This is a genomic window from uncultured Sanguibacteroides sp. (assembly GCF_900543425.1).
GTDB lineage: Bacteria > Bacteroidota > Bacteroidia > Bacteroidales > Marinifilaceae > Gabonibacter.
In genome coordinates, this window is sequence record NZ_UQRQ01000001.1 from 189,101 (window position 1) to 212,766 (window position 23,666).

At 41.2% G+C, this 23,666-nt stretch carries 20 protein-coding genes and 2 tRNA genes; 8 read left to right on the forward strand and 14 right to left on the reverse strand.

The genetic code is table 11. The annotated features are described in order from the left end of the window. Positions 1 to 11: 11 nt before the first annotated feature. The 7 genes from QZR76_RS00720 to QZR76_RS00750 all read right to left on the reverse strand — a co-directional run bounded on the left by QZR76_RS00720 (position 12) and on the right by QZR76_RS00750 (position 5,403). Positions 12 to 596 (reverse strand): DUF4251 domain-containing protein, encoded by a 585-nt coding sequence (locus QZR76_RS00720; protein ID WP_294139478.1) that lies wholly within the window; start codon positions 594 to 596, stop codon positions 12 to 14. Between the two features lie 33 nt (positions 597 to 629). Continuing rightward, on the reverse strand, positions 630 to 1,388 hold the full coding sequence (locus QZR76_RS00725) for a TPM domain-containing protein (RefSeq protein ID WP_294139479.1): 759 nt from the start codon (positions 1,386 to 1,388) through the stop codon (positions 630 to 632). A gap of 10 nt (positions 1,389 to 1,398) precedes the next feature. Further along, complete coding sequence (locus QZR76_RS00730; RefSeq protein ID WP_294139484.1) at positions 1,399 to 1,845, reverse strand: TPM domain-containing protein; 447 nt, start codon at positions 1,843 to 1,845, stop codon at positions 1,399 to 1,401. 23 nt (positions 1,846 to 1,868) lie between these two features. Further along, complete coding sequence (locus QZR76_RS00735; protein ID WP_294139486.1) at positions 1,869 to 2,459, reverse strand: LemA family protein; 591 nt, start codon at positions 2,457 to 2,459, stop codon at positions 1,869 to 1,871. Positions 2,460 to 2,570: 111 nt separating this feature from the next. Then, the gene (locus QZR76_RS00740) at positions 2,571 to 3,770 is read right to left on the reverse strand and encodes an acetate kinase (RefSeq protein WP_294139488.1); all 1,200 of its coding nucleotides are present in this window, start codon (positions 3,768 to 3,770) and stop codon (positions 2,571 to 2,573) included. Positions 3,771 to 3,795: 25 nt separating this feature from the next. Then, positions 3,796 to 4,797 (reverse strand): phosphate acetyltransferase, encoded by a 1,002-nt coding sequence (gene pta, locus QZR76_RS00745; protein WP_294139490.1) that lies wholly within the window; start codon positions 4,795 to 4,797, stop codon positions 3,796 to 3,798. Between the two features lie 138 nt (positions 4,798 to 4,935). Continuing rightward, a complete protein-coding gene (locus tag QZR76_RS00750) occupies positions 4,936 to 5,403 on the reverse strand; it encodes a hypothetical protein (RefSeq protein ID WP_294139492.1) in 468 nt (155 codons plus the stop codon). Positions 5,404 to 5,651: 248 nt separating this feature from the next. Between QZR76_RS00750 and fabG the strand changes: the two genes are divergently transcribed. The 4 genes from fabG (at position 5,652) to QZR76_RS00770 (ending at position 12,009) form a co-directional block, all read left to right on the forward strand. Further along, positions 5,652 to 6,398: a 3-oxoacyl-[acyl-carrier-protein] reductase gene (fabG, locus tag QZR76_RS00755; protein WP_294139494.1), complete on the forward strand. Its 747-nt coding sequence runs from the start codon at positions 5,652 to 5,654 to the stop codon at positions 6,396 to 6,398. A gap of 183 nt (positions 6,399 to 6,581) precedes the next feature. Beyond that, positions 6,582 to 7,559, forward strand: coding sequence for a DUF6340 family protein (locus QZR76_RS00760; protein WP_294139496.1), 978 nt, complete (start codon positions 6,582 to 6,584; stop codon positions 7,557 to 7,559). A gap of 11 nt (positions 7,560 to 7,570) precedes the next feature. Further along, positions 7,571 to 8,728 (forward strand): iron-containing alcohol dehydrogenase, encoded by a 1,158-nt coding sequence (locus QZR76_RS00765; RefSeq protein WP_294139497.1) that lies wholly within the window; start codon positions 7,571 to 7,573, stop codon positions 8,726 to 8,728. A 53-nt stretch (positions 8,729 to 8,781) separates the two neighbouring features. Further along, on the forward strand, positions 8,782 to 12,009 hold the full coding sequence (locus tag QZR76_RS00770) for a UvrD-helicase domain-containing protein (protein ID WP_294139501.1): 3,228 nt from the start codon (positions 8,782 to 8,784) through the stop codon (positions 12,007 to 12,009). A gap of 2 nt (positions 12,010 to 12,011) precedes the next feature. Here QZR76_RS00770 and QZR76_RS00775 read toward each other — a convergent pair whose 3' ends face one another. The 3 genes from QZR76_RS00775 to QZR76_RS00785 form a co-directional block, all read right to left on the reverse strand. Continuing rightward, a complete protein-coding gene (locus QZR76_RS00775; RefSeq protein WP_294139503.1) occupies positions 12,012 to 12,566 on the reverse strand; it encodes a nitroreductase family protein in 555 nt (184 codons plus the stop codon). Positions 12,567 to 12,610: 44 nt separating this feature from the next. Continuing rightward, entirely contained in the window at positions 12,611 to 14,560 is a 1,950-nt protein-coding gene (locus tag QZR76_RS00780; RefSeq protein WP_294139506.1) for an LruC domain-containing protein, read from the reverse strand. 163 nt (positions 14,561 to 14,723) lie between these two features. Next, positions 14,724 to 14,796, reverse strand: a tRNA-Met gene (locus tag QZR76_RS00785). Positions 14,797 to 14,936: 140 nt separating this feature from the next. On the opposite strand from QZR76_RS00785, the gene QZR76_RS00790 reads away from it, so the two are divergent. The 3 genes from QZR76_RS00790 (at position 14,937) to QZR76_RS00800 (ending at position 17,072) form a co-directional block, all read left to right on the forward strand. Further along, positions 14,937 to 15,503 (forward strand): Crp/Fnr family transcriptional regulator, encoded by a 567-nt coding sequence (locus tag QZR76_RS00790; RefSeq protein ID WP_294139508.1) that lies wholly within the window; start codon positions 14,937 to 14,939, stop codon positions 15,501 to 15,503. Between the two features lie 91 nt (positions 15,504 to 15,594). Beyond that, the gene (locus QZR76_RS00795) at positions 15,595 to 16,521 is read left to right on the forward strand and encodes a DMT family transporter (RefSeq protein ID WP_294139511.1); all 927 of its coding nucleotides are present in this window, start codon (positions 15,595 to 15,597) and stop codon (positions 16,519 to 16,521) included. Positions 16,522 to 16,529: 8 nt separating this feature from the next. Then, entirely contained in the window at positions 16,530 to 17,072 is a 543-nt protein-coding gene (locus QZR76_RS00800) for a GNAT family N-acetyltransferase (RefSeq protein ID WP_294139515.1), read from the forward strand. A gap of 133 nt (positions 17,073 to 17,205) precedes the next feature. On the opposite strand, the gene QZR76_RS00805 is transcribed toward QZR76_RS00800, so the two are convergent. The 4 genes from QZR76_RS00805 to QZR76_RS00820 form a co-directional block, all read right to left on the reverse strand. Beyond that, a tRNA-Met gene (locus QZR76_RS00805) sits at positions 17,206 to 17,278 on the reverse strand. A gap of 244 nt (positions 17,279 to 17,522) precedes the next feature. Next, the gene (locus tag QZR76_RS00810) at positions 17,523 to 19,553 is read right to left on the reverse strand and encodes a transketolase (RefSeq protein WP_294139603.1); all 2,031 of its coding nucleotides are present in this window, start codon (positions 19,551 to 19,553) and stop codon (positions 17,523 to 17,525) included. 124 nt (positions 19,554 to 19,677) lie between these two features. After that, a complete protein-coding gene (locus QZR76_RS00815) occupies positions 19,678 to 20,145 on the reverse strand; it encodes a CYTH domain-containing protein (protein ID WP_294139517.1) in 468 nt (155 codons plus the stop codon). A gap of 2 nt (positions 20,146 to 20,147) precedes the next feature. Next, positions 20,148 to 22,700, reverse strand: coding sequence for a prolyl oligopeptidase family serine peptidase (locus tag QZR76_RS00820; protein WP_294139520.1), 2,553 nt, complete (start codon positions 22,698 to 22,700; stop codon positions 20,148 to 20,150). 171 nt (positions 22,701 to 22,871) lie between these two features. Here QZR76_RS00820 and QZR76_RS00825 point away from each other — a divergent pair, with 171 nt between their 5' ends. Further along, positions 22,872 to 23,324, forward strand: a complete 453-nt coding sequence (locus tag QZR76_RS00825; RefSeq protein ID WP_294139522.1) for an SPOR domain-containing protein — start codon at positions 22,872 to 22,874, stop codon at positions 23,322 to 23,324. Positions 23,325 to 23,666 lie beyond the last annotated feature (342 nt).

Genomic DNA, 23,666 nt, shown 5'->3' on the forward strand with positions numbered 1-23,666 from the left:
AATGATTGCTCTCAATTCTCAACACGAATCATATTGTAGTGATGAGATTCGTCTGCGGGCAAAATGAATCCGTTGAAGTGATGTGTCTGTGGAACGGAATTAACACCGCTTGCATTCACTCCGGTTGTTCCTTCGCTTACGGTAACACTTGCAACATTACTGTTTTTGTCCAGTATGACTGTTACCTCTGCTGCAAAAGGATGGTTCACGTAAAATTTATATATCCATTTCCCTTTTTTGTCTTGCTTTTTTTCAATTTTTTTAATCGGTCCGTCTTTTATGAGTTCTACGTAGTCGTTATCTACGCCGTAAGCTAAATTAGCTATTAATCTTTTACCGGACGAACCGACTACATTGGGGCGATTGCGTAAGGTTAAACGTTTCCCCTGAGAGTTGTATACCTCTTTCGTTTCGAAGGCCCAGTCGTTTTCTTCCAATGCTTTCAAAGCTTTGTCATGGGCATTTTTAGCTAATGCAGCTTCTGCTGCTTTTTTTTCTGCCCTGATTTCACGTTTACTCTTTTTCTGAGTTTGCGCTTCTGCCATTGTTGGTAATAGTACTGCAATAGCAATTAGGATAAAAAATAATTTTTTCATAATCATTGGTTTATAAATTACACATATATTATTCTACCAGCTCCCGCTGGCTCCACCTCCTCCAAAAGATCCTCCTCCGAATCCCCCAAAGGATCCACTTCCGCTGTTAAATGATCCGAAACCTCCGCTGTTGCTACCAAACGGGAGACCTCCGATAAAAAACGGCCCGGAAGAGTGTCCGGGAGAAAATCCTTTACGTCGTCGGATAAAAAGAAATAAAATAATAAAAAAGAAAAGGGGAATAAATACCAGAAACGAACCTTCCGATTGTCGCTCGTATTCTTCTGCCGTAAACTCTCCTTTTGTCAAATCCATCAATACATTGGTCGCTTTATTTATCCCCAGGTAATAATTTCCTTGTTGAAAGGAGGGGATTATTTCATTTCGGATAATACGTGAAGCCGTAACATCCGGGATGACTCCTTCTAACCCGTAACCGACGGATATGGCGACCTGTCCTTTTTCATTTCCTTTTCGGGGCTTAATCAGAATTAATACCCCGTTATCTTTTCCCTTCTGGCCAATTCCCCACTTCTCGGCTAAACGTGCCGCGTAATCATTGATATCGTATCCTTCCAATGACGAAATAGTTACCACGGCGATCTGGGTTGACGAGGATTTGTTGAAACCGGACAGTTTTTCTTCCAAAGAAGAGGTCTCTTTTTTGCTGAATAATCCCGTGTAATCATTTACCAACCTTTTGGGTTGCATGGGCTCCGGAAATTTTTGACTGTAACCGGAAACGGCACTCAGGCTGAGTATTATTAATATGATGAGTTTATGAATATTCATATAATTCCTTTTACTTTTCGGATGGATTGAACGAAATATCATCGGGGAGTTCGTTTACATCGTCTTGCTGGTATGGAAAAAATTCTTGTAGTTGTTTTCCGGCCTGAATGACGGCTTCACAAATTCCCTCTGTAATATATCCCTGTTTAAATCTTTCGATCATCCGGTTTTTTAATTCGTCCCAATATTCATTCGGAACTTTGACATTGATTCCGGCATCTCCTAAAATAGCCATTTTTTTATCGATTAGGGCGATATAAAACAGGATTCCGTTACGAAGGGCTGTTTTATGCATTTTTAGATTAGCAAACACGTCTGCGGCACGATCCAGAACTTCTTTTTTACAATGATTTTCGATATGAATACGAATTTCTCCGGATGTATTTTTCTCCGCTTCCCGAATAGCTGTCACCATTGCCTCTTTTTGCTCTTCTGTAAAGTATTTTTCTGGAGACATAATAGTTGTATTGAGATTCAAGATTAGAATTTAACCTCCGGAGCTTTTTCGGCTCCACTTACGGCTTCGAAATAGGGTTTAGGCGTAAAACCGAACATTCCAGCTAAAATGTTCTTGGGGAAAGAACGGATGTAAGCGTTATATCCTTTTACCTCTTCGTTGAATTTACGTCTTTCCACGGCAATTCGGTTTTCCGTTCCTTCCAGTTGTGCCTGGAGGTCTCTGAAATTCTCGTTCGCCTTTAAATTGGGATATTGCTCGGATATGGCCATTAGACGGGATAGGGCAGAGGATAGTTCTCCCTGCATATTGTTGAATTTCTGTAAAGTTTTCTCATCCAATTGATCGAAGTTGATTTGCATTTGCGTGGCTTTAGCCCGGGCTTCTACCACCTGAGTTAAGGTGTTTTGTTCGTGCTCCGCGTACCCCTTTACCGTGCTTACCAAATTGGGAATCAAATCCGACCGTCGTTGATATTGGTTTTCAACATTAGACCACTGGGAAGATATATTTTCACTTTTGGTTACCATTTGATTATAGCTTCCCTGAAACCAAGCGAAAATGCCGATAGCGATGATAATGATGATGGCTAATACAATATAACTCTTTTTCATTTTTGTTTTATGTAAAAACTATGGATCGTTTTTACAAAGATAGAAGAAAAATTCAAACTAAAAAATAAGGCCGCAGTACTGCGGCCTTATCTTTAGAAGGATTTCTTCTCGTTATTTCACCAAATTCATTGTATCTGTAGCAATTACCAATTCTTCGTCGGTTGTAATGCTCATAACAATTATTTTTGAATGGGATTTTGTCAATATTATATCTTTACCGCGAACTCCGTCATTTACCTTGGAATCGAAATCAATTCCCATGTATTCCATATGGGTACATACCTGTTGACGTACTTCGCAATCGTTTTCTCCGATACCTCCGGTGAATATAATCAAATCAGCCCCGTTTAGTACGGCGGCGTAACTACCCACGTATTTTTTTACATCATAAGCTAAAATGTCTAAAGCCAAACGGGCCTGAGCATTTCCTTTTGCAGCAGCAGCTTGTAACTCCCTGCAATCGGAAGAAACATCGGAAACTCCCATCAATCCCGATTTTTTGTTGATCAGATCGTTGGCTTGGGATACGTTTAACCCTTCTTTCTCACAGATGTAAAGTAATGCACCCAAATCCAGGTCTCCGGTACGGGTTCCCATGATAACGCCCGCATTCGGGGTAAATCCCATGGAGGTGTCTACCGACTTTCCACGGTCAATAGCCGTAATGGAAGAACCGTTCCCGAGGTGACAGGTGATGATTTTTTTCTCGTTTATGTTCCAGCCCAATATTTTACAGGCTTTTTCTGCAACAAATTTGTGTGAGGTTCCATGAAAGCCGTAACGACGAATTCCGTATTGTTCGTAGTATTTGTAGGGTAAACCGTATACATAGGCTTCTTTCGGAAGAGTCTGATGGAAAGAGGTATCAAAAACGGCTACTTGAGGTACTCCGGGAAGCAATTGTTCCATGGTTTCGATTCCTTTCAGGTTGGCCGGGTTATGAAGCGGTGCTAATTCACAACAAGCAGCGATTTTTTTCTTTACATCATCGTCGACCAAAACACTCTGGGAAAAATATTCTCCTCCGTGGGCTACACGGTGTCCTACAGCATTTATATCGTTTAAAGATTTGATTACGCCGTAAGCCGGATCAACGAGGGCTTTTAGAATAAGATTGATACCTGTGATGTGATCCGCTATGGGTTCCTCTATTTCGTATTTGTCTTTGCCAGCCGGTTTGTGGGTGAAGTTTCCTTTCGGAAGACCGATTTTTTCAACCAATCCTTTGGCTAATACAACCGGTTCCTGTTTCATATCCAAGATCTGATATTTGATGGATGAACTTCCGCAATTTAAAACTAATATATTCATGACATTCGATTTTACGTGGGGTGAATTATTTACTTGCGGCTTGGTTTACGGTAATGGCAACCAAGTTTACGATATCACTAACGGAACATCCTCGTGACAGGTCATTAATCGGGGCGGCCATTCCTTGAAGTACGGGTCCTACGGCCTCTATTCCGGCAATGCGTTGCACCAATTTATAGCTGATATTGCCTACTTCCAAACTGGGGAAGATTAAAACATTGGCTTTTCCGGCAACGGGACTACCCGGGGCCTTGCTGGAGCCCACGGAAGGAACCAAGGCGGCATCTGCCTGCATTTCGCCGTCGATCATTACATCGGGAGCCATCTGTTTGGCTAATTCGGTTGCTTTTACAACTTTGTCCACTAATTCATTTTTCGCGGAACCTTTCGTTGAGAAGCTTAACATGGCTACTCGCGGTTCTATCTTGGCAATGGCTTTAGCCGTACCGGCTGTAGCTACTGCGATTTGAGCCAACTCTTCGGCGGTCGGATTCGGAAGTACGGCACAGTCTGCACAAACGATTAATCCGTTTTCTCCGTATTCCGGTTTATTGGTTAAGAGGAGAAATGCTCCCGATACCACGGATATGCCCGGTAGTGTCTTTACGATCTGCAAAGCAGGCCTTAACACGTCGCCCGTTGCATTCTTGGCCCCGGCAACCTCTCCGTCCGCATCCCCGTTCTTAATCATCAAAGTCGCTAAATAGAGCGGATTTGTTACTAATTTAAGAGCCTCTTCTTTGGTCATACCCTTACTTTTGCGTAATTCGACGAGAATATCCGCGTAGGTTTCTTTTTTCGGATGGTTTTCAGGATCGATAATAATCGCTTTCCCGATGTTTTTCAATTCGAATTTATCCGCCAGCGTTTGTATCTCTGCCGGTTTACCGATCAAAATAATCTGGGCAATTCCCTCGTTCAGAAGAATATCGGCAGCCTTTAGCGTACGCTCCTCCGTTCCTTCCGGGAGTACAATCCTTTTGTTGTACTTTTTCGCGTTTTCTTTGATTTGTTCAAGAAGGTTCATAAGTATCTTTTTTGTAATAAGTTGTTGTTCATTTCTTTCGCGAAAGTAGAAATAATTTAATCAATAACGTAACTTTTTGTAAGCTATTGTTCGCAATTTTCAAGAATTTTGTCAAGCAGAGATTGCAAAAATGATAAATCACTCTTGAAGTAATTTAAAACGAATCCTTAATCTCTGGTCTTCCATATCATAAGAAATGATTTTGAAAGTACCGATTTCAGCCGTGTTAGTCACATGTTGACCGATACAGGCACAAGTATCGTAATTGCCGATACGTACAATCCGTAAGGTTTGACTGACATTCTCGGGTAATTTGCTGAGATCGATCTCCTCCGCTACCTGTTCTCTGTTCACAAATTCTACGGTTACCGGTATATGCATGCCGATGATTTCATTGACTTTACGTTCTATTTCGGCAATTTGTTCTTCCGAGGGAGATACGGACAAATAATAATCACATTTGGACTTTTTCTTTTCGATGTGCGTATTTTTTGACCTTTCGCAGCCAAACATCCGGACCATCGTTTGATTCAGGATATGTTCCGCCGTGTGCATGGGGGGATATTCCTGTTTGTTGTGATCGTTGAGCTGAGGTTGTTGTTCCATAGGTTATCTGATCTTTATAGGTATATATTTATTCGGATGACAAATTTAATATTATTTCCCGGTAAAGGATAAATTTATTTTTGTAGAGATATGATTTCAAATAGAGTTTCTTGAAAAAGATAAAACCGGATTACCAGAATTTTCATTTTTCAATTAATTGACTACTTTTGTCTTCCGTTAGGGTAAAAGGAGTAACAAGGTTTATTTCGATACCTAAGGTTTAATTTAGTTTTAAAAAAGCTATTAGTATGAGATTATTAGAAGGAAAAACGGCCATTATTACCGGAGCTTCAAGAGGTATCGGTAAAGCTGTGGCATTAGAATTTGCTAAGGAAGGTGCAAACATTGCTTTTACCGATTTGAGATACGATGAGATTGCTCAGGAAACGGAGAAAGAGATTGCCGCTTTGGGCGTAAAAGCGAAAATGTATGCTTCTAATGCCGCCGATTTTGCCGCAACAGCAGCAACGGTGGAAGAGATTGCCAAGGAGTTCGGACGCATCGATATTTTGGTGAATAATGCCGGAATCACAAAAGATACATTGTTAATGAGAATGAGTGAAGAACAATGGGATGCTGTTATTAACGTGAATTTGAAGTCTGTTTTCAATTTCACAAAAACAGTTTCAGCTATTATGTTGAGGCAGAAATCCGGTTCTATTATCAGTATGAGTTCTGTTGTCGGTGTTAGCGGAAATGCAGGACAGGCTAATTATGCCGCCTCCAAAGCCGGAATTATCGGTTTTACCAAGAGTGTTGCCAAAGAGTTGGGTTCCCGGAATATTAGGGCTAATGCAGTAGCTCCCGGTTTTATCATTACCGATATGACAGCGAAATTGTCAGAGGAAGTGAGAAACGAGTGGGCTCAAAAGATTCCATTAAAAAGAGGCGGTACTCCTGAAGACATTGCGAAGGTATGTGTGTTTTTAGCTTCGGACCTCTCTGCTTACGTCACGGGACAAACCATTCATGTATGTGGCGGTATGAATATGTAATTTCAAATCATGAAATATTTTTAATGCCTGGTCTTCGGAACAGGCATTTTGTTTTTGAATAAAGGTCGAATTTTATAAGTGATTTGATCTAAGTTCTTGTTTGCTTTCAAATATCTGCTTATCTTTACATGAAATGATTGTGGCTTACTTTTTGTTGTTTAGAATGAAGTAAAAAAACGTAATATGTACGAGAAAAAAGCTAAGATAATAGATCGATGTACGCGGGGAGTTATATTGTTTCTTGTGTTTTCTTGTTTGACTTCTTGTGTTGGTTATCGTTTACTCGATATCGATGTGTTGGAACCTGCCGATAGAGAGTTGAAACAAGGGGATATTAAAATTCTTTTTTTAGATCGTAAGTTGATTTATCGGTCCGATTCGCTGTCGCTTAGGGAGTTAAGAAATTTGTCAGGGTTGATCCGGGAAGACTTGGTGGAATGTTTTTACGACGGTTTTCAGGCCGGTATTCATAATAGTGCTAAAAAAGTAGTATTGGGACGTGCCATCGGTTTGAACAACAGATATATGAGTGATACAACTAATCCCGCCCCATTGACTCTTTCGGAGTTACAAACCGTTAACAAAGGATCGTACTCTTATGTCTTGGGGGTAGAATCTTGCATGTTCCGACTGTACGACAGATATAATGCGGTGGTAGACAATGCCTTGTTTTTAAGATTGTACGATACGGAGAGTAATCAACCCATAGATACCATGCATTCCAATATATTGAGGTCTGCCATAACGGCAGGAGAAGATATAAATGCCATATGCGATTTTTATTATCAGTTGGGAATAGAGTATGCTAAACATTTGGTACCGACCTGGCAGCCTGAAAAGAGGAGAATTTACCTGGGTAATAACACCTTGAAATTGGGATATTATTTCTTAAAGGATGAAAAATATGATCAGGCTTATGAAATATGGAGTGCGGCATTGCATATGCGTCCGCTCGTGGCCGTAAAGGCAACTGTGAATTTAGCCTGGCTGTATGAACGACAAGGTAATTTTCAGGGAGCAATCGATCTATTGAATGCAGCTTTAGAACATATGGAAAAATATAACGTAAAAAATAGCAATATATCGGAATACATAGAGAACTATATTCAAATACTGAATCAAAGAATAAAAGACGATCGTAAATTATTAAATCAGTTATAAAAGCAGTTTGTATGGAAAATTTTAATTATTATAATCCGGTAAAAATTCTTTTTGGAAAAGGGAAGATCAGTGAAATCGGAAAATGGATTCCAAAAGGATTTAAGATAATGATCACTTACGGTGGTGGTAGTATTAAAAAGAATGGCGTGTACGATCAGGTTATGTCCGCTCTTGAAGATTTCCATGTAATTGAATTCGGTGGAATTGAGCCTAACCCTCGTTATGAAACCCTGATGAAAGCGGTGGAGATGGCTAAAAATGAAAACGTGGGTTTTTTATTGGCAGTCGGGGGAGGATCGGTAATTGACGGTACGAAATTTATTGCAGCCGCTTCTTGTTTCGAAGGTGAAGATAAATGGAATATTCTGGCCAAGATGGCTCCTGTTCATGCGGCTTTGCCTTTGGCAACAGTTTTAACTTTACCGGCTACGGGGTCCGAAATGAATAGCGGAGCTGTAATTACCCGGCAGGAGACAGAGGAAAAATTGGCTTTCAGGTCACGTCACGTATTCCCGAAATTTTCCGTATTAGATCCCACGGTTACTTTCTCCTTACCGAAACGTCAAATTGCCAATGGTATAGTGGATGCTTTTGTACACGTGATGGAACAATATTACACAACGACTCAGAATGTTGAAATTCAGGATCGTTTCTCGGAAGGGATATTGAAAACGTTGATCGCCCTCGGCCCTGAGATGATGACGGCGGAGCAGCCGGATTATCAAACCCGGGCTAATTTTATGTGGGCAGCAACCATGGCGTTGAACGGATTGATCGCATGCGGAGTGACGGAAGATTGGTCGACGCATCATATTGGCCATGAATTGACGGCATTTCATGGTTTGGATCATGCGGTGACATTGGCTATAGTTCTACCGGGTGTAATGAAAGCTACAAAGATGTTGCGTCACGATAAGTTGCTTCAATATGCACAACGGGTATGGGATTTGGATATTTCTCAACCTGGAGCAGCCGATCAGGCCATTGCAAAAACAGAACAGTTTTTCAATGCTATGGGAATCAAAACCCGTTTGTCCGATTACGGCATAGGTCTTGAAACCATTGACCGTATCGAGAAACGTTTCCGGGATAGGGGAGAATTTGCATTGGGAGGAATTGATGATGTAAACGTGGATAACGTGAGAGTTATTCTGACATCCAGATTATAAGTGAAAAAAGGTGTCTCTTTTAACAGACACCTTCTTTTTTAATTTCGGTTTTAATGTCCAAATTGAAGATATACAGGGCTTCTGCCGGAGCGGGAAAGACTTTTGCCCTGACAATGGAATATTTTAAGATAGTCTTTGCTTCGCCTTTAGAATACAAGAATGTGCTGGCCGTCACTTTTACGAATAAGGCGACGGAAGAGATGAAATCCCGTATTATTCGGGAATTGAATAAATTGGCAGAAGGTGAAAAGAGTGATTACAGGGAGGCTTTAAAATCGACTTTACGTTTATCTGATGAACAGGTGAAAGAGCGGGCGGTTGTATTGCGTACGTTCATTCTACATGATTACGGTCGTTTGTCCGTAACTACCATAGATCGTTTTTTTCAACGAATCATTAAGGCATTTACGAAAGAGTTGGGAATATTTCCCGGTTATAACGTGGAATTGGATAGTGATTATGTGCTGTTAAGAGCGGTTGATCAGATTATGCAACGGATGAACGAGGATAAGGAACTGAGGGTTTGGATTACCGAGTTGATGAACAATAGCGTGGAAGAGGCTAAGTCGTGGAGTGTGAAAGGGAAGATTGCGGAATTGGGAAAAGAATTGTTCGGAGAAAATTACATGTTGTTTGACAAGACCGTTCAGCAAAAGTTCGGTAACCGGGATTTTTTGAAGGCTTATCGGTTGTTTTTGCAAAGTATTATAAAACGTTTTGAAAAACAATTGGAAGAGTATGGTAAGAGAGCATGCCATTTGATAGAGACAAAAGATTTGCGGGTAGAAGATTTTAAAAATGGGAAACGGGGAGTTATTAATCATTTCTATAAATTAAGGGACAAAAATTTGAGTAATATAACGGATTCTACCCGAAGAGCTGTCGATAATCCCGATGCATGGATAGCTAAAAAACAGTATCCGGAAATTCAGGTCAGAATAGAGGACCTTTATCCGACCCTAAATGACTGGTTGAAAGAGAGTATTCAATTTTATGACGAGTATATGGCGGATTACCATTCTGCCAGATTGCTACTCGATAATCTTTACCAGTTAGGTATATTGAATGATTTGTATCAGGAGATCCGAGCTTATTGCGAGGAGAAAGGTCTTATGTTACTAAGTGATACTACCCGGATATTAAACGTACTCATTGCCGCCAACGATACCTCTTTTTTATTTGAAAAAACAGGAAATTTCTATAAGCACGTCATGATTGACGAGTTTCAAGATACCTCTACCATGCAATGGTCCAATTTCCGGCCATTAATTGTAAATACGTTATCCGAAGGTGGAAAGGCTTTGGTAGTAGGGGATGTAAAACAGAGTATCTATCGATGGAGAAACGGCGACTGGCGTTTGTTAGCCTCCGGTGTGGAGAAAGATTTTAAGACGTTTGGGATTTGCAATGAGGTTTTGGAATACAATTGGCGAAGTGCGGGAGAAATCGTAATGTTCAATAACCTGCTGTTTTCTCAGGCGGCTTTACAATTAAAGGAGATGTATGACGAGGAAGAGGGAGATAACAATTACTCTTCTTCTATTTTGGAGGCTTATGCCTATTCGGAACAGAAAGTAAGACGTGATGAGCGAGGTTGTATTCAGATCAGATACGGGAAAGATAAACAAGAAGAAGGAAGTGCGGATGCTATTATGGAAGCCGTTGTCGAAGTCGTTCAAGATAATATGAGGAGAGGAGAAGAATTGAAAAATAGTGTAATCCTTGTGAGGAACGGTAAAGAGGGGGCTTTTGTTGCTGATTATATCATAGAGTATAATCGGGTACACCCGGAGACATCTATTCCTTTTATTTCAAATGATTCCTTATACGTGGCGGCTTCTCCGTATGTCGTTTTGATTGTTAGTGTGTTAAAATACGTCATGGCTCCTTACGATTTGGTGAACCGGGCTGTTTTGTTACACCACTATTTTACCTATGTCAGAAAAGAAGAATCCGTTGACCAGGATACGCTGTTTAAATCAGTCTCTGCTGAAGAGACTTTCCGGGCGTGTCTGGATATTCCTTTTTTGCGGGAGATAAACCGATTGACCACCGGATCTCTGTATGAAATGGTGGAAACCATTATCGAATCGATGGAACTGAGGGATCGGGCAGAGGAGCTGCCTTATTTGATTGCTTTTCAGGATATCCTGTTCGAATACGAAGAAAACAATACAAGCAGTATACCCGTGTTTTTGGAATGGTGGGAAAAAGAGAAGGATAAAAAAGTACTTTCCACTTCGGAAGAGACAAATTCTGTTCGGATATTGACCATTCATAAGTCCAAGGGTTTGGAATTTGATACGGTGATCATTCCTTTTTGTAACTGGGATTTGGATGATATGAGACATACCCGCCGCCTTTGGTGCGATAATAAGGAAGAGGGATTCAATGATTTAGAATACGCACCTCTGAATTACTCTTCAAAATTGTCGGATAGTCATTTTAAAGAGGCTTATCTGGAAGAGCATATGAAGACTTATGTCGATAATTTGAATCTTTTGTATGTTGCTTTGACGAGAGCGAAGAGAGTATTACATGTTTTTCCTTATGCTCCTAAGATCAGTAAGGAAGGGCGACCGGCGGATATCGGAGCCTTTTTGTATCAAGTATTGGAAAAGCTTGATGCGGCTCAGTTATTATCCGGATGGAATCGTGAGGAAAAACGATTAAGCATAGGAGAATATGGTATTTTGAGCGGGGGTGGAAAAGAGACGGGAAATAACAGAATTACATTAGAAGAGTATCCGGTTTTCGATTTGGAAGATCGAATTCGGGTGCGTTATAAATACGAAGATTACACGGATGTGGAAGAGAAGGGAAATTCGGCGGTAGACGAAGGAAAATTGTTACATGAACTTTTCCGGCGTATCGAGAAAACGACGGATATAGACCGGGCTGTAAATGAGGTATATCGTTCCGGGTTGATTCATTACGATGAAAAAGAGATTTACCGGGAAAAGTTACTCGGTTATTTAGATCGTGTTCCGGTAGCCTCTTGGTTCGATGGCAGTTATCGTGTCGTTACCGAGCGGGACATCCTTTTTACGAATGCAATAAAAGCTCGGCCCGACCGGGTCATGTTTGACGGTAATAAGGTCGTTATCGTAGATTATAAGTTCGGATATAAGGAGGAGGAGAATTACCAGAAACAAGTGGGGTTCTATTGTAAGACATTGAGACAAATGGGATATAAAGAGGTGAAAGGATATATTTGGTATGTTAACATGAATAAAATATATCCTGTCGGGTTCAACACTCAATTACAGCTGGACTTTTAGTTTTATTTGTAGCTGTCGATGGAGCTGATTTGCTCCGTATTTTTACGAATCTTGGGACGAATGGTCTGATCGGCTGGATGTCCGATAGGTATGATCAATTCAACTCTTTTATGCGATGGAATATGTAGTAAATCCTTTATCTTTTTTTCATTAAACCATCCCATGATGCAAGTTCCCAATCCTTCGGCGGTAGCTTGCAGACAAAACTGTATAGCCGCAATTCCGTTGTCGATTAAGGTAAAATCCTTGTCTTTTAACGTTTGACCGATACGGGAAGAGATGTTTGCCTTTTCTCTGACCATAACGACAATAACAGGAGCCTGTTTGGTAAAATGATTCATGGGGAGGATACCTCCCGATGTGGCATCTGCGACCTTATTCTTTAAGTCGGGGTCTTTAACGATAACGAATTTCCACGGTTGTGCATTACAGGCAGAAGGAGCCAGGCGTGCAGCTTCGATGCATCTCGATAAGCTCTCTTCCGGTATGGGCTCACGGGTATATTCTCTGACACTTTGTCGGTGTAAAAAGAGGTCTAATAATTCTTGGGGTTCCATATGATTTAAAAATAAAGGGTACTGATTTCAGTACCCTTTTGTAATTATTTTTTATGTTTATACCATTCCAAGTTTTCTGTTCCGTTCGAGGTTGCCCATCGGGTATACTGTGGGAACGCCTCATCGATACGTTGTCCCTCTCTCGGGAAATCAAAAGAGGTACCCACGATATGAATCGCGAACGGGAAATAGTTATTGGAGATGAAGTAGAGTCCTTTTGCCGGTTCGGAAAGATCGTGTCCGTAATGTAGGAGGCTCATATCCATCAAATCCGTCGGTTTGTGATTAGGCAGGTGTACCTCATGTCCTCTTTGCTTATCGGATTCAACGATAATAAATGGATTATAGGGAGGTAAACTTAGCTCACTGGATTTCATCCCGCTCAAAGTTATTTCCACGGTAAAAACCATATCTTTTCCGGTTTTAACCACGTCTTCTGCATCGTCAAACAGAATAACCGTTGCATTGGTTTGGTTGTTTTCCAAACCTTTGTTGTTCAAACTGAATCGGGTAGGAGTCGTATAATTGGACGTTATGTTCAGTGTCCGGATCATATTGGGTGACGTTCCGTATTGATATCCGAAACCGTTTGTATATTTGGCTCCGTCATTCTTTAAAGTCCATTCGTCTTTTACTTTAACGATTAAATTGCGGGCATTCAGGTAGTGTGTGGTATTGTATTCCATCACAACGTCGTTCATATCATAGTCTCCCTGATAAGGCCATATATCCTCAAAAGCAACCGTTCCGTTGTATTTTATGGTATAAGCTAACGAAGGATCATCCGGAAATTCGTCGTCTACATCTGGAACGCCGTCTCCGTCGCTATCCGTCATGTCTTTTCCGTCCGGTTTATCATCGTCATTGTATTCTACGTACGAGGGATCTGCGTCGATGCAGAATATGAAATCACGATAGTCTGCCTGATCAAAATTTTTATCTTCAAAACCGATATAGCGGATTTTCGTGTTGGGCTCGCGGATAATAATATTGTGTTTTCTTTGTAAATCGTTGAATTCCGTGTTCGAATAAGCATATACCCTCCAACTGTTCGATTCGGATATGGCATAATTCGTTGCGTCGTAACCTCCTACTAACATAAACCATCCGATGGTTATTCCTTTAGGGAATTGTTCGATCCAACTTTGAGTGGTTTCGTCCCAGTACTTCAATCGAACCTGATCCCCCAGTTGCAGGCCTGCCTTCGGGGCAAATGTTGCGTTAGGGAACAGTACAATTTTTTGGAAATCGTCAACAGAAGTTGGTGGATTCTGGGTATCATAATAATAGTATCCTACGGTGTTGGTTACCGTAATTCCACTATTGTGAACAACAACTAAGTCCACAACCGCCCCGTCTTTGACAATATTAATGTTGGCTTCTCCGCTTCCGGCTATATAATCCTCCAAATTGCTGTTATTCGTACCCAAGGTTGCGTTGATCATTTTTAAAGCACCAGCAGAAACTGCTTTGGGGGTACCTAAATAACTCGGAATACCTTTGGCATTCCACTTACCGTCGTTTACTATTTTCAATTCGCTCGGGTGGGTAGAATAGATATAATCCGTCTCTCCTGCCCGGGAGGCAACAGACTTAGATTTCGCTTGTGTTCCATCAAGTGAATATTTTGTTACAGAAGGAACACCTACCGCATTAGTATACAAGTATATCTCTTTTACGGATGCGGGAATCTGAACTAATTCCGAATAATTTCCGTCATTATCCGTCATTCCTTTGAATAAGTTTTTCAAACCCTCTTTTTTTACGGGTTCATTGTTTACAATCTCTATCGGATCTTCCGCATAAGCTTCAAACGTTAGGGCATATCCTTCCGGGACGGAATAAGCTACGTTTGCTGTTATGTTATTTGCTGTATGAAAGTCGAATGTATTTCCATCTCCCGGAGGAGTGGTTTTCGACATGTCTTTATCCGTACATCCCATGAATATAGCGGTAAAAACAATAATTCCCGTGGTCACAATTTTGGTTTTCATTTTAGTATCTATTTAGGTTACATTTTGCAAAGATAATGAATTAATTGTCAGTTGCAAAAAATACGTTGAATCCTGTGTATTAATAATATTTATCAAAACATAGATAATGTTTATTTTTTCTAAATAAAAAAAGAGAACCATTTGAATGATTCTCTTTAAGTTGTAGCGGGAGCCTGACTCGAACAGACGACCTTTGGGTTATGAGCCCAACGAGCTACCAACTGCTCCATCCCGCAATACAGGCAAAGACTTTCTGTTTTTGCGAGTGCAAAGATAGCTATTTAATTTTATGAATCCAAATATTCAGGTAAATAAATTAATCGTTTTATCAACTTCCCTATGTTTTGTTTTCCTATCTTTGCGGAAAGGTCGGTTTATGGAAACGTTTATTAGAAAAATAAGAGAGGTGTATCCGCTTTCCGATACGGTTTTGAATCTTTTTTTGGAGCAGATGGAATTCATCTCGTTACCTAAGGGGCATGTTTTGATTCGTGAAGGAACAATAGAAAAATACACTTATTTTATTGTAAAGGGCTTTGCCCGAGGTTTTTTCTATAAAGAGGGAAAAGAGGTAACCATCTGGTTTGCTTCGGAGGGTATGTCTCTATTATCTATGAATGCTTATCTATTTGATTCGGTCGGTTATGAGAATATCGAGTTGGTGGAGGAGTGTGCCCTGATGAAGATTTCCAATAAAAGGTTGAATGCGCTTTTCGAACAGGAAGTCGAATTGGCAAATTGGGGGAGGAGGATGTCTGACCGAGTGGTGTTGAAACTGGAGCAAATGTTTATGGAACGCTATTTCCTTTCTGCTGCTCGTCGATATCATCTGTTAGTGGACCGGGAGCCTGAAATTTTGCAGAAGGTTCCCCTTCGCCACATTGCTTCTTACCTGGGAGTTTCTCAGGTCTCTTTAAGCCGGATCCGAGCGGGGATACAGTAATTTTTTTACATATGTAAAACGGAAATCGCTTTATTTTATCGACATTCGCGTCCGAATCGGGATTTAACCGGTTACGTAAATTTGTATTGAGATGAAACAAGTAAGAGGTGTTATTCTGGCGATGATTTCTTCATCCACATTCGGTTTGATTCCTTTGTTCGCCCTTCCTGTTATCCGGGATGGGGTGGGATTGGATTCCGTGTTGTTTTACCGGTTTGCGATATCGGCGTTTGTTATCGGTTCCTATCTGTTTTTTAAACGGGAGAGTTTTCGAGTTTCAGGAAAAGAGCTAATGACTTTTTTTGTGTTGGGAGCTTTATATGCATCGACCGCACTTTTCCTGACAGCTTCTTATTTGTATATTCCGAGTGGGATAGCGACCACTATTCATTTTTTATATCCGGTGCTTGTCACGGGTATTATGATTGTATTTTTCAAAGATCGGGCTTCGTTACCCGTAATTATGGCCGCTTGTATGGCGATTGCCGGAGTTTATTTGTTAAGTAACGGAGAAGGGGGCGGGGTGATCAGTTATAAAGGATTGTTTATGGTTCTCTCTACGGTACTCACTTATGCGGTTTATATCGTGGGGATAAATAAATCTTGTGTTCGGAAGATGGATGGGCTGAAGATGACTTTTTTTATCCTTTTCGCTTCTGCGGTTGTTTTTTTATTGAATTTATTGGTAAAAGGAGAGGGGTTGGATAGGATTCCCGATTATTCGGCGGCAATACATCTGTTTTTATTGGCACTTATTCCAACTTTAATTTCCGATTTGACGTTAATATTGGCTATACAGCATATCGGTTCGACGACAACCGCTATTTTGGGATGTATGGAACCGTTGACGGCTGTTTGTATGGGAATTTTATTCTTGAATGAACGTTTCGGACCCGGACAATTATTAGGAGTAATCGTCGTGTTACTTGCGGTATTTATAGTGATTCTTGCTACGCGTCCGGAAGGGTTTTCCTTCAAGAGAATGCTTCCCGCTTTTTTGTTAAGCAGACATAAATAACAAAAGATATGATGAATTTGATTAGAATAACAAATCCTGACGATCGGAACCTGGATCGTTTGATTGCTCTTTACGAGGATGCTTTTCCGGTGGAAGAAAGACGAGATATCGGACAGTTGAAACGGATGATAAAACAGAAATCCGATATGTATTTTAATGCCATTGAATGTGACGGTGAATTATGTGGCTTTTTCGTGTATTGGGACATGAAGGATTTTTATTATCTGGAGCATCTTGCAGTATATCCTTCCATGCGGAACAAAAAACTCGGGCAAAAGGTACTGGATTACGCGGCGAATCATCTTAAAGGAGTCCGATTGCTGGAAGTTGAGCCGACAAGAGACGAGATGACTACCCGACGTGTTCGTTATTACCAACGGAACGGATATCAGGTACTGGACGAGGAATATATACAGCCATCTTATGACGGTGTCCGGGATTCTTGTCCGCTTTGGATTATGGGAAACCGACACTCGGAACGCTTACCCGAATTTATCGATACCGTAAAACGAGAAGTATATCTGGATAATTATGGTTTGATTGAAAAATAAACGATGTAAAGGATTGGAAGATTTACGATTTCGGATTTTAGATTGACGATTTAAAGATGACGGGATCAGAAGTTAATCATACATCTAAAATGAAAACCGTCCGAATGTTGTTTTCGAACGGTTTTTGATTTCGTAGCGGGAGCCTGACTCGAACAGACGACCTTTGGGTTATGAGCCCAACGAGCTACCAACTGCTCCATCCCGCAATATAGGCAAAGACTTTCTGTTTTTGCGTGTGCAAAGATAACGCTATATTTGGGATATACAAGATTTTTTTTTGTTTTTCCGTCATACAGATAAATCGGATTGGAGAGAATATACTTAATAAATAGAGGAAGCGGGAGGGACATAGACTTCTTTTTCTTGTGCGCTAAAAGTGTTTGGGTGTGCCCAATAAAAAGAAAAACGGGGATTATGCTATCCCCGTTTTTCCTATATTCCTTTAAAAAATTATTTTTTTAGCATTTCGCATACTTCGTTGTATACATATTCTCCGGTGAACCCGAACTTTTCGTCCAATACTTTTGCCGGGGCTGAATAGCCGAAGTGATTTACTCCATGAATTCGCCCGTTTACTCCGACGAGTCCTTCCAATGTAACGGAAAGGCCGGCTGTCAAGCCGTATTTAGGCTTATTTACAGGAATAACTTCTTCCTGGTATTTTGAGGATTGCTCACGGAATAATCCTTCGGAAATAACGGATACGACTTGGGAAGATATGCCTTTACGTTCTTTCAGTAGTTGAGCTCCTTCCAATAAGGTGGATACTTCCGAACCGGAAGCGACCAATACGATGTCAACATCTTCCGCGTTTTTGGTTACCACGTATGCTCCCTTTTCCGCTTGCAGGGCTTCGTCGTATCCTCCCGGAAGATCTTTGATGTTTTGCCGGGAAAGAATCAACGCCGTAGGGGTGGAAATATTTTCCATTGCCATTTTCCATGCTACTGATGTTTCGGCGGCATCTGCCGGACGAAGGGCTAACAGGCTCATTTTACCGGAGTGATTATGAAGTTTCTCCATTAACCTAAGCTGTGCTTCATGTTCAATAGGTTGATGGGTAGGTCCGTCTTCTCCCACCCGGAAAGCATCGTGCGACCAGATGAATTTCACGGGAATTTCCATTAATGCGGCTAAACGAACAGCCGGTTTCATATAGTCTGAGAACACGAAGAAGGTTCCACAAGCCACAAATATACCACCATGTAAAGCAATTCCGTTACAGATAACAGCCATGGTTAACTCGGCGACTCCGGCCTGGAAGAAAGCTCCGCTGAAATCTCCTTTTACCAGATTCCGGGCTCCGCCTTTGATGAATCCGTCGGTTTTATCTGAATTACTTAAATCGGCGGAACCGACAATCATATTTTCAACCTGTTTGGCTAATTCGACTAATACGTCTGCCGATGCGGCACGAGTTGCGATTCCGGGTTTATGTGCGATCGCCTTGTAGTCGATCTCGGGAGCTTTACCGGATAGAAATTGATGCCATTTGGCGGCTAATTCCGGATTGGCTTTTTCCCAGGCGGCTTGTTCTGCTTTTTTAGCTTTGGCGTAAGCTCTCTTCTGTTCTAATACCTTGCCGTAAAATTCTTTGACTTCGGGAAATACAACAAACGGGTGTTGAGGATCTCCTCCCAGGTTTTCAATGGTTTTCTCGATAGAGGCACCCGCACCGCTTAAAGGTTGTCCGTGGGTGGAAACCTTGTCGGAGAAATCTTCCCCATTAGCTCCCAAGGCCCCTTTGCCCATTAATGTTTTCCCGATAATAAGGGTAGGGCGTTCTTTTTCTTTGTTGGCAGCTTTCAGAGCCTCTATAATCTCTTTCGCGTTATTTCCGTTTATTGTAATGACGTTCCATCCCCATGCTTTGTATTTCATCGCCGTATCCTCGCATGTTACTTCATTGACGCGGGTCGAGAGTTGTACCTCGTTGGCATCGTAAAACATGATCAGATTAGATAATCCCAATGTTCCGGCAATACGCCCGGCCCCTTGGGAGATTTCTTCCTGAATACCTCCGTCGGAAATAAAAGCATAAGTTTTATGGGCCATCCATTCGCCGAATCGAGCCACTAAAAAGCGCTCCGCGATAGCAGCGCCTACGGCCATGGCATGTCCCTGTCCCAATGGTCCGGAGGTGTTTTCGACTCCTCGTTTTACATCTACTTCGGGATGTCCCGGGGTCACGCTTCCCCATTGACGAAAGTTCTGTAGATCTTCCATACTATAAGTTCCTACTAAGCTGAGTATGGAATATAGCATCGGAGACATGTGGCCCGGATCGAGGAAAAAACGATCTCTATTGGCCCAATTCATATCGTCCGGATCAAAATTTAAAAATTGGGAGTACAAAACATTTACAAAGTCGGCTCCACCCATGGCTCCGCCAGGGTGACCAGATTTTGCTTTTTCAACCATAGAGGCCGAAAGAATACGGATGTTGTCCGCTGCTCGATTTAGGATCTTATCCATGCCTATATATTTTGAGATATTGTTAAAATTTTTGCGCAAAGTTACGATTTTCCCATGGGAAAACAAGAAAATAAATAGTGGGTATTCGATAAAAATCAGGATTGATATAAAATCCTGATTTTTTATTAATTTACCATTCCGAATAAGGATGCTTGATTAGCATCGAATTGTAATATCTTTCTTTTCCGGTAACTTCTTCTCCTAACCATTCCGGTTTTGGAAAAGTTTCGTTTTCATCCTCCAGCTCGATTTCCGCTAAAATCAAACCTTCGTTTGTTCCGTGAAATTCGTCTATTTCGTACGTGAATTTATCTGCTTTTATGTAATAACGGGTTTTATCGATGATTCCGGGTTCACAAATGGACAATAGTTCTGTGGCCTCTTCGACGAGTATCTCTTTTTCCCATTCAAAACGACTCGCTCCGGTAGAGTTTCCTTTACCTTTTACGGTCAGGTATGCTTTATCTCCTTTTACTCGTACCCGCACGGAACGTTCCGGTACGGAAGAGAGATAACCCTGTATGACCCGTACCTTGTCATATGCATGGGATTTAAAATCTCCTTTTACCAGAAATTTACGCTCAATTTCCCGGAACATGATTACAAATTTTTATCTTTATACATATTTTCCCACCATGCCGGCTGGTTTTTCAAATATTTGGCAAAATAGGATAGGATGGTATTATTCCATATGATTCGTTGATTGTAATCGACCACCGTGTGGTCGGCATTTTTGATCAATACCAAATCCACCTCTTTACCTAATAGTTTCAATGCCGTGTAGAATTGAATACTCTCTCCTGTCGGTACGTTCACATCGGCAGTTCCGTGTAGTAACAAGATCGGTTTTTTCACTTTGTCCGCGTTGAATAGGGGACTTTGATTGACGTATATATCTTTTCGGTTCCAGGGAAAGGAGTGGGCTGCTGCCTGGGTGCTGTAACTGTATCCCCAATACCCTTCTCCCCAATAGCTGGAAATAGAAGAGATTCCGGCATGGGAAATCGCACAGGCGAATATGTCGGTGCGGGTTTGTAAAAGCATGGTTGTAAATCCGCCGTAAGAGGCTCCCATGCAGCCTACCTTCTGGGGATCGACGAACGGATGTGCTTTTAAGAAGGCTTTCGTGCAAGCGATGATCTCGTCTGCCGTGATGATTCCCCAGTTGTTTTGATGACGTGCGGAAAACTCCTGCCCGAACCCCGTGGTACCAGAGGGTTGCATAACATACACGACATACCCGTTCGCCGCGTATAGATTAAACGGCCAACGTCCTCCGAATGTTCTTTCGACAGGGGAAGTTCCTCCGTAATAATAGACAATCATCGGATATTTTTTAGTCGGATCGAAATTGGCCGGAAGATAGTAACGTCCGTCAATAGTGGTATTTTTCTTGTATTGGTAATCCCAATCCCTGACCTCTCCGAAAACAACATCTTTGTACTGCTCTTCAGCCGGGTTATCCCATAATTGTGTATTCAGGTTCGTGAGATTTAACGTGTATACCCGAGCGGGATAACTTTGATCGGAAGCCGTGTAAACGGCCCAGTCTCCCTGCTCCGATAAAGAAAGTCTTTGGACGATGTCTCCCGGGCAATTGACCTGTTCTATTTTTCCGTTTTGGTAACGAAACAGATGGATATAATCCGTGTCTCCTGCGATGATGTAAATAGAGCCGTCTTTATGCCAATAGGAACCGGAGACGGAAGGATTAAAATATTTGGTAATCGGATTTACCCGATGAGTTGCTAGATCGTAGATAAACAGTTGGGTATCGTATTCGTTTACAATCTGTCCTTTACGGATGTTAACACCTGTATTTCCAAAGGCGTTAGCTCCTCCGCTCACGAGTAACTGTTTGTCGTCGGGAGAAAAAGAGCAATAAATATCGACCAGGCGGTCTTGCCATAGGGTGTCGGTTTTGTTTGACGGTATATCCATCAGGTAAATGGATTGTTTGCTATACGGGTATTCGTTGTAATCCGGACGGTTTGTGGCAATAATAACTTTTTTGCCGTCATGGCTGATATCCATGATTGACGTGGTTTGGTTTCCCCATGTTAAACGGGTGTGGAGTCCGTTTTTGAAATCGTATTTATAAAGGAAATAACGGGTACGGAAATGAGGTTGCCTATCCATCATACCTTCAACTTTACGTAATTCCCACTCTTTCTCGCTATACTCTTCCGGTTGGTAATAGAGCAGATACGTGCGATCGGGAGACCATACGTATCCTGAAATCGAGTGATCGGCTTTGACGAGGCATTTTTGGTACCGGGTTTCCGGATCATAGGTATAAAGCGAGTGTCCTTTCCCTTCCTGTATTAAAAAGGAGAGTTTGTCTTGTCCCGGGACCCAAGTGATATCGCTTGCCTCTTTTCCGTAAAAAGAGTAAATAATTTCTTTATCGGAAAGCCGATAGAGATAGGTTATTCGGTTACTTTTACCTTTTATGATTTCTGTTTTACTCAAAAGCAGGTATTTACCTGAAGGGGAGGTTTGTATGTTTTCAACGCGGGTTCCGTTCAATACATCGTAAATAGTTTTTCCCCTCATGGGTGAAAGGGTAAACTCTACGGGAATATTTTTGAAATCATCTCCTGCTTTGAACGACGCCGAAAATAAGGTTTGCGGGGTGTGCGAGAGTACAAGACTTTTTACGATTACCGTATGTTTACCCGGAATCCAATTTCTATTTATCTCTTTTGAAATGGTCTTTTCTTTTTCATTATAAGTGTCGAAAGTGAGTACTTTTTCACCGTCTATAAACACTTCTGCATTGGTATTGAAATAAAAGGTCATACTGCCATTCATCCATTCTGTATTGGCCATATAAACGGCGTTATAGACGACAGAAGGGGTTTTCTCTTGAGAGGAGTAACGGACCTCCCCGTCGGCCATATCTGAATATTTCCATTGGAGACCTTCCGTTTCTTGTTCGGACCTCCCCGGTGCAGGAGATAGGTTTTCAACGGATAACGTCGAAAATTTTAAAAGTGAAACGGGGGTGAAAAGTAGGTTGTTCACATTTTTTTGGTCATGAAAGGCGGGCATTTCTACCGGAATGGGAGGGAGACTCATCCATTCCCGGATTACTTGTCCTTGCACTTGTAAGGAAAATATAATCCATACGAAAAGGAATAGTTTCTTCATACTTCTTTTGTTTATGGTATAATTTGTTTATTTGTCCTTTTTAAACGAACAAAGTTAATTCTAAAACGTAGATTGTTCGAAAATTCTGAATAAAATTTATTATGATGTGATTTTTATCATTAATTTTGTTCTGCGTAAATAAGAAATTGATAACATTTAAAGAAGGGAAAAATGAAAAGTATTGTACTAATAATTATGTTGGCTGTCGTTGCAGCCAGTTGCGGAACGAATAAAAAAGTATATGCTCCGCCTTTTGAAGAAGAGGAAGACGTGGTAGTCGTAGACGAACAATCTGTCCCGACGACACAAACACAGGAAAAGAAAACAAATAATAAACCTGTTGTATCTAAAGAGGAAAAGGTGACTATGACTCACGGTGATGTTATGAAGAAGTATAATGTTATTGTAGGAAGTTTCTCCAATGAAGATAATGCTGTCAGATTACGGAACCGTTTGATCGGTGAAGGGTATAATAGTATCATTATGAAAAATGATGCCGGAATGAACCGGGTAAGTATTGCCGGTTTTGACGAAGAAGCTCCGGCAAGAGCCGAATTGATACGGGTAAGGGAAAAATATCCAGAATTTTCGGATGCTTGGCTGTTGATCACGAAAGATAAATAACAAAGTCTGGTAAAATCGTAATACCGCTTATGATCGTTTTTAACCTCATGAGCGGTATTTTAATTATCAATTTACGCGATACCTTTTCTGTCGCTATAACAAAGCCGCTATGAGATTGAATGTTAAATTGTCGATTATATCAGATAGCGATTACTTGCCGATCGGTTGTTTCTTATATTAATTCGATTCCTACCGTATCGTTCGGGTCATTTTCTTTTTTATCTGTCTGTTTTCCTTCTGATAGAGAGGTGTATCCGCTTTTTTCTCCCTCCATGCTTTCCGGTTCTGTCGGCATTTGTTCGGATTCCAAGGATTCCATAACATCTTCTTCCACGGGAATAT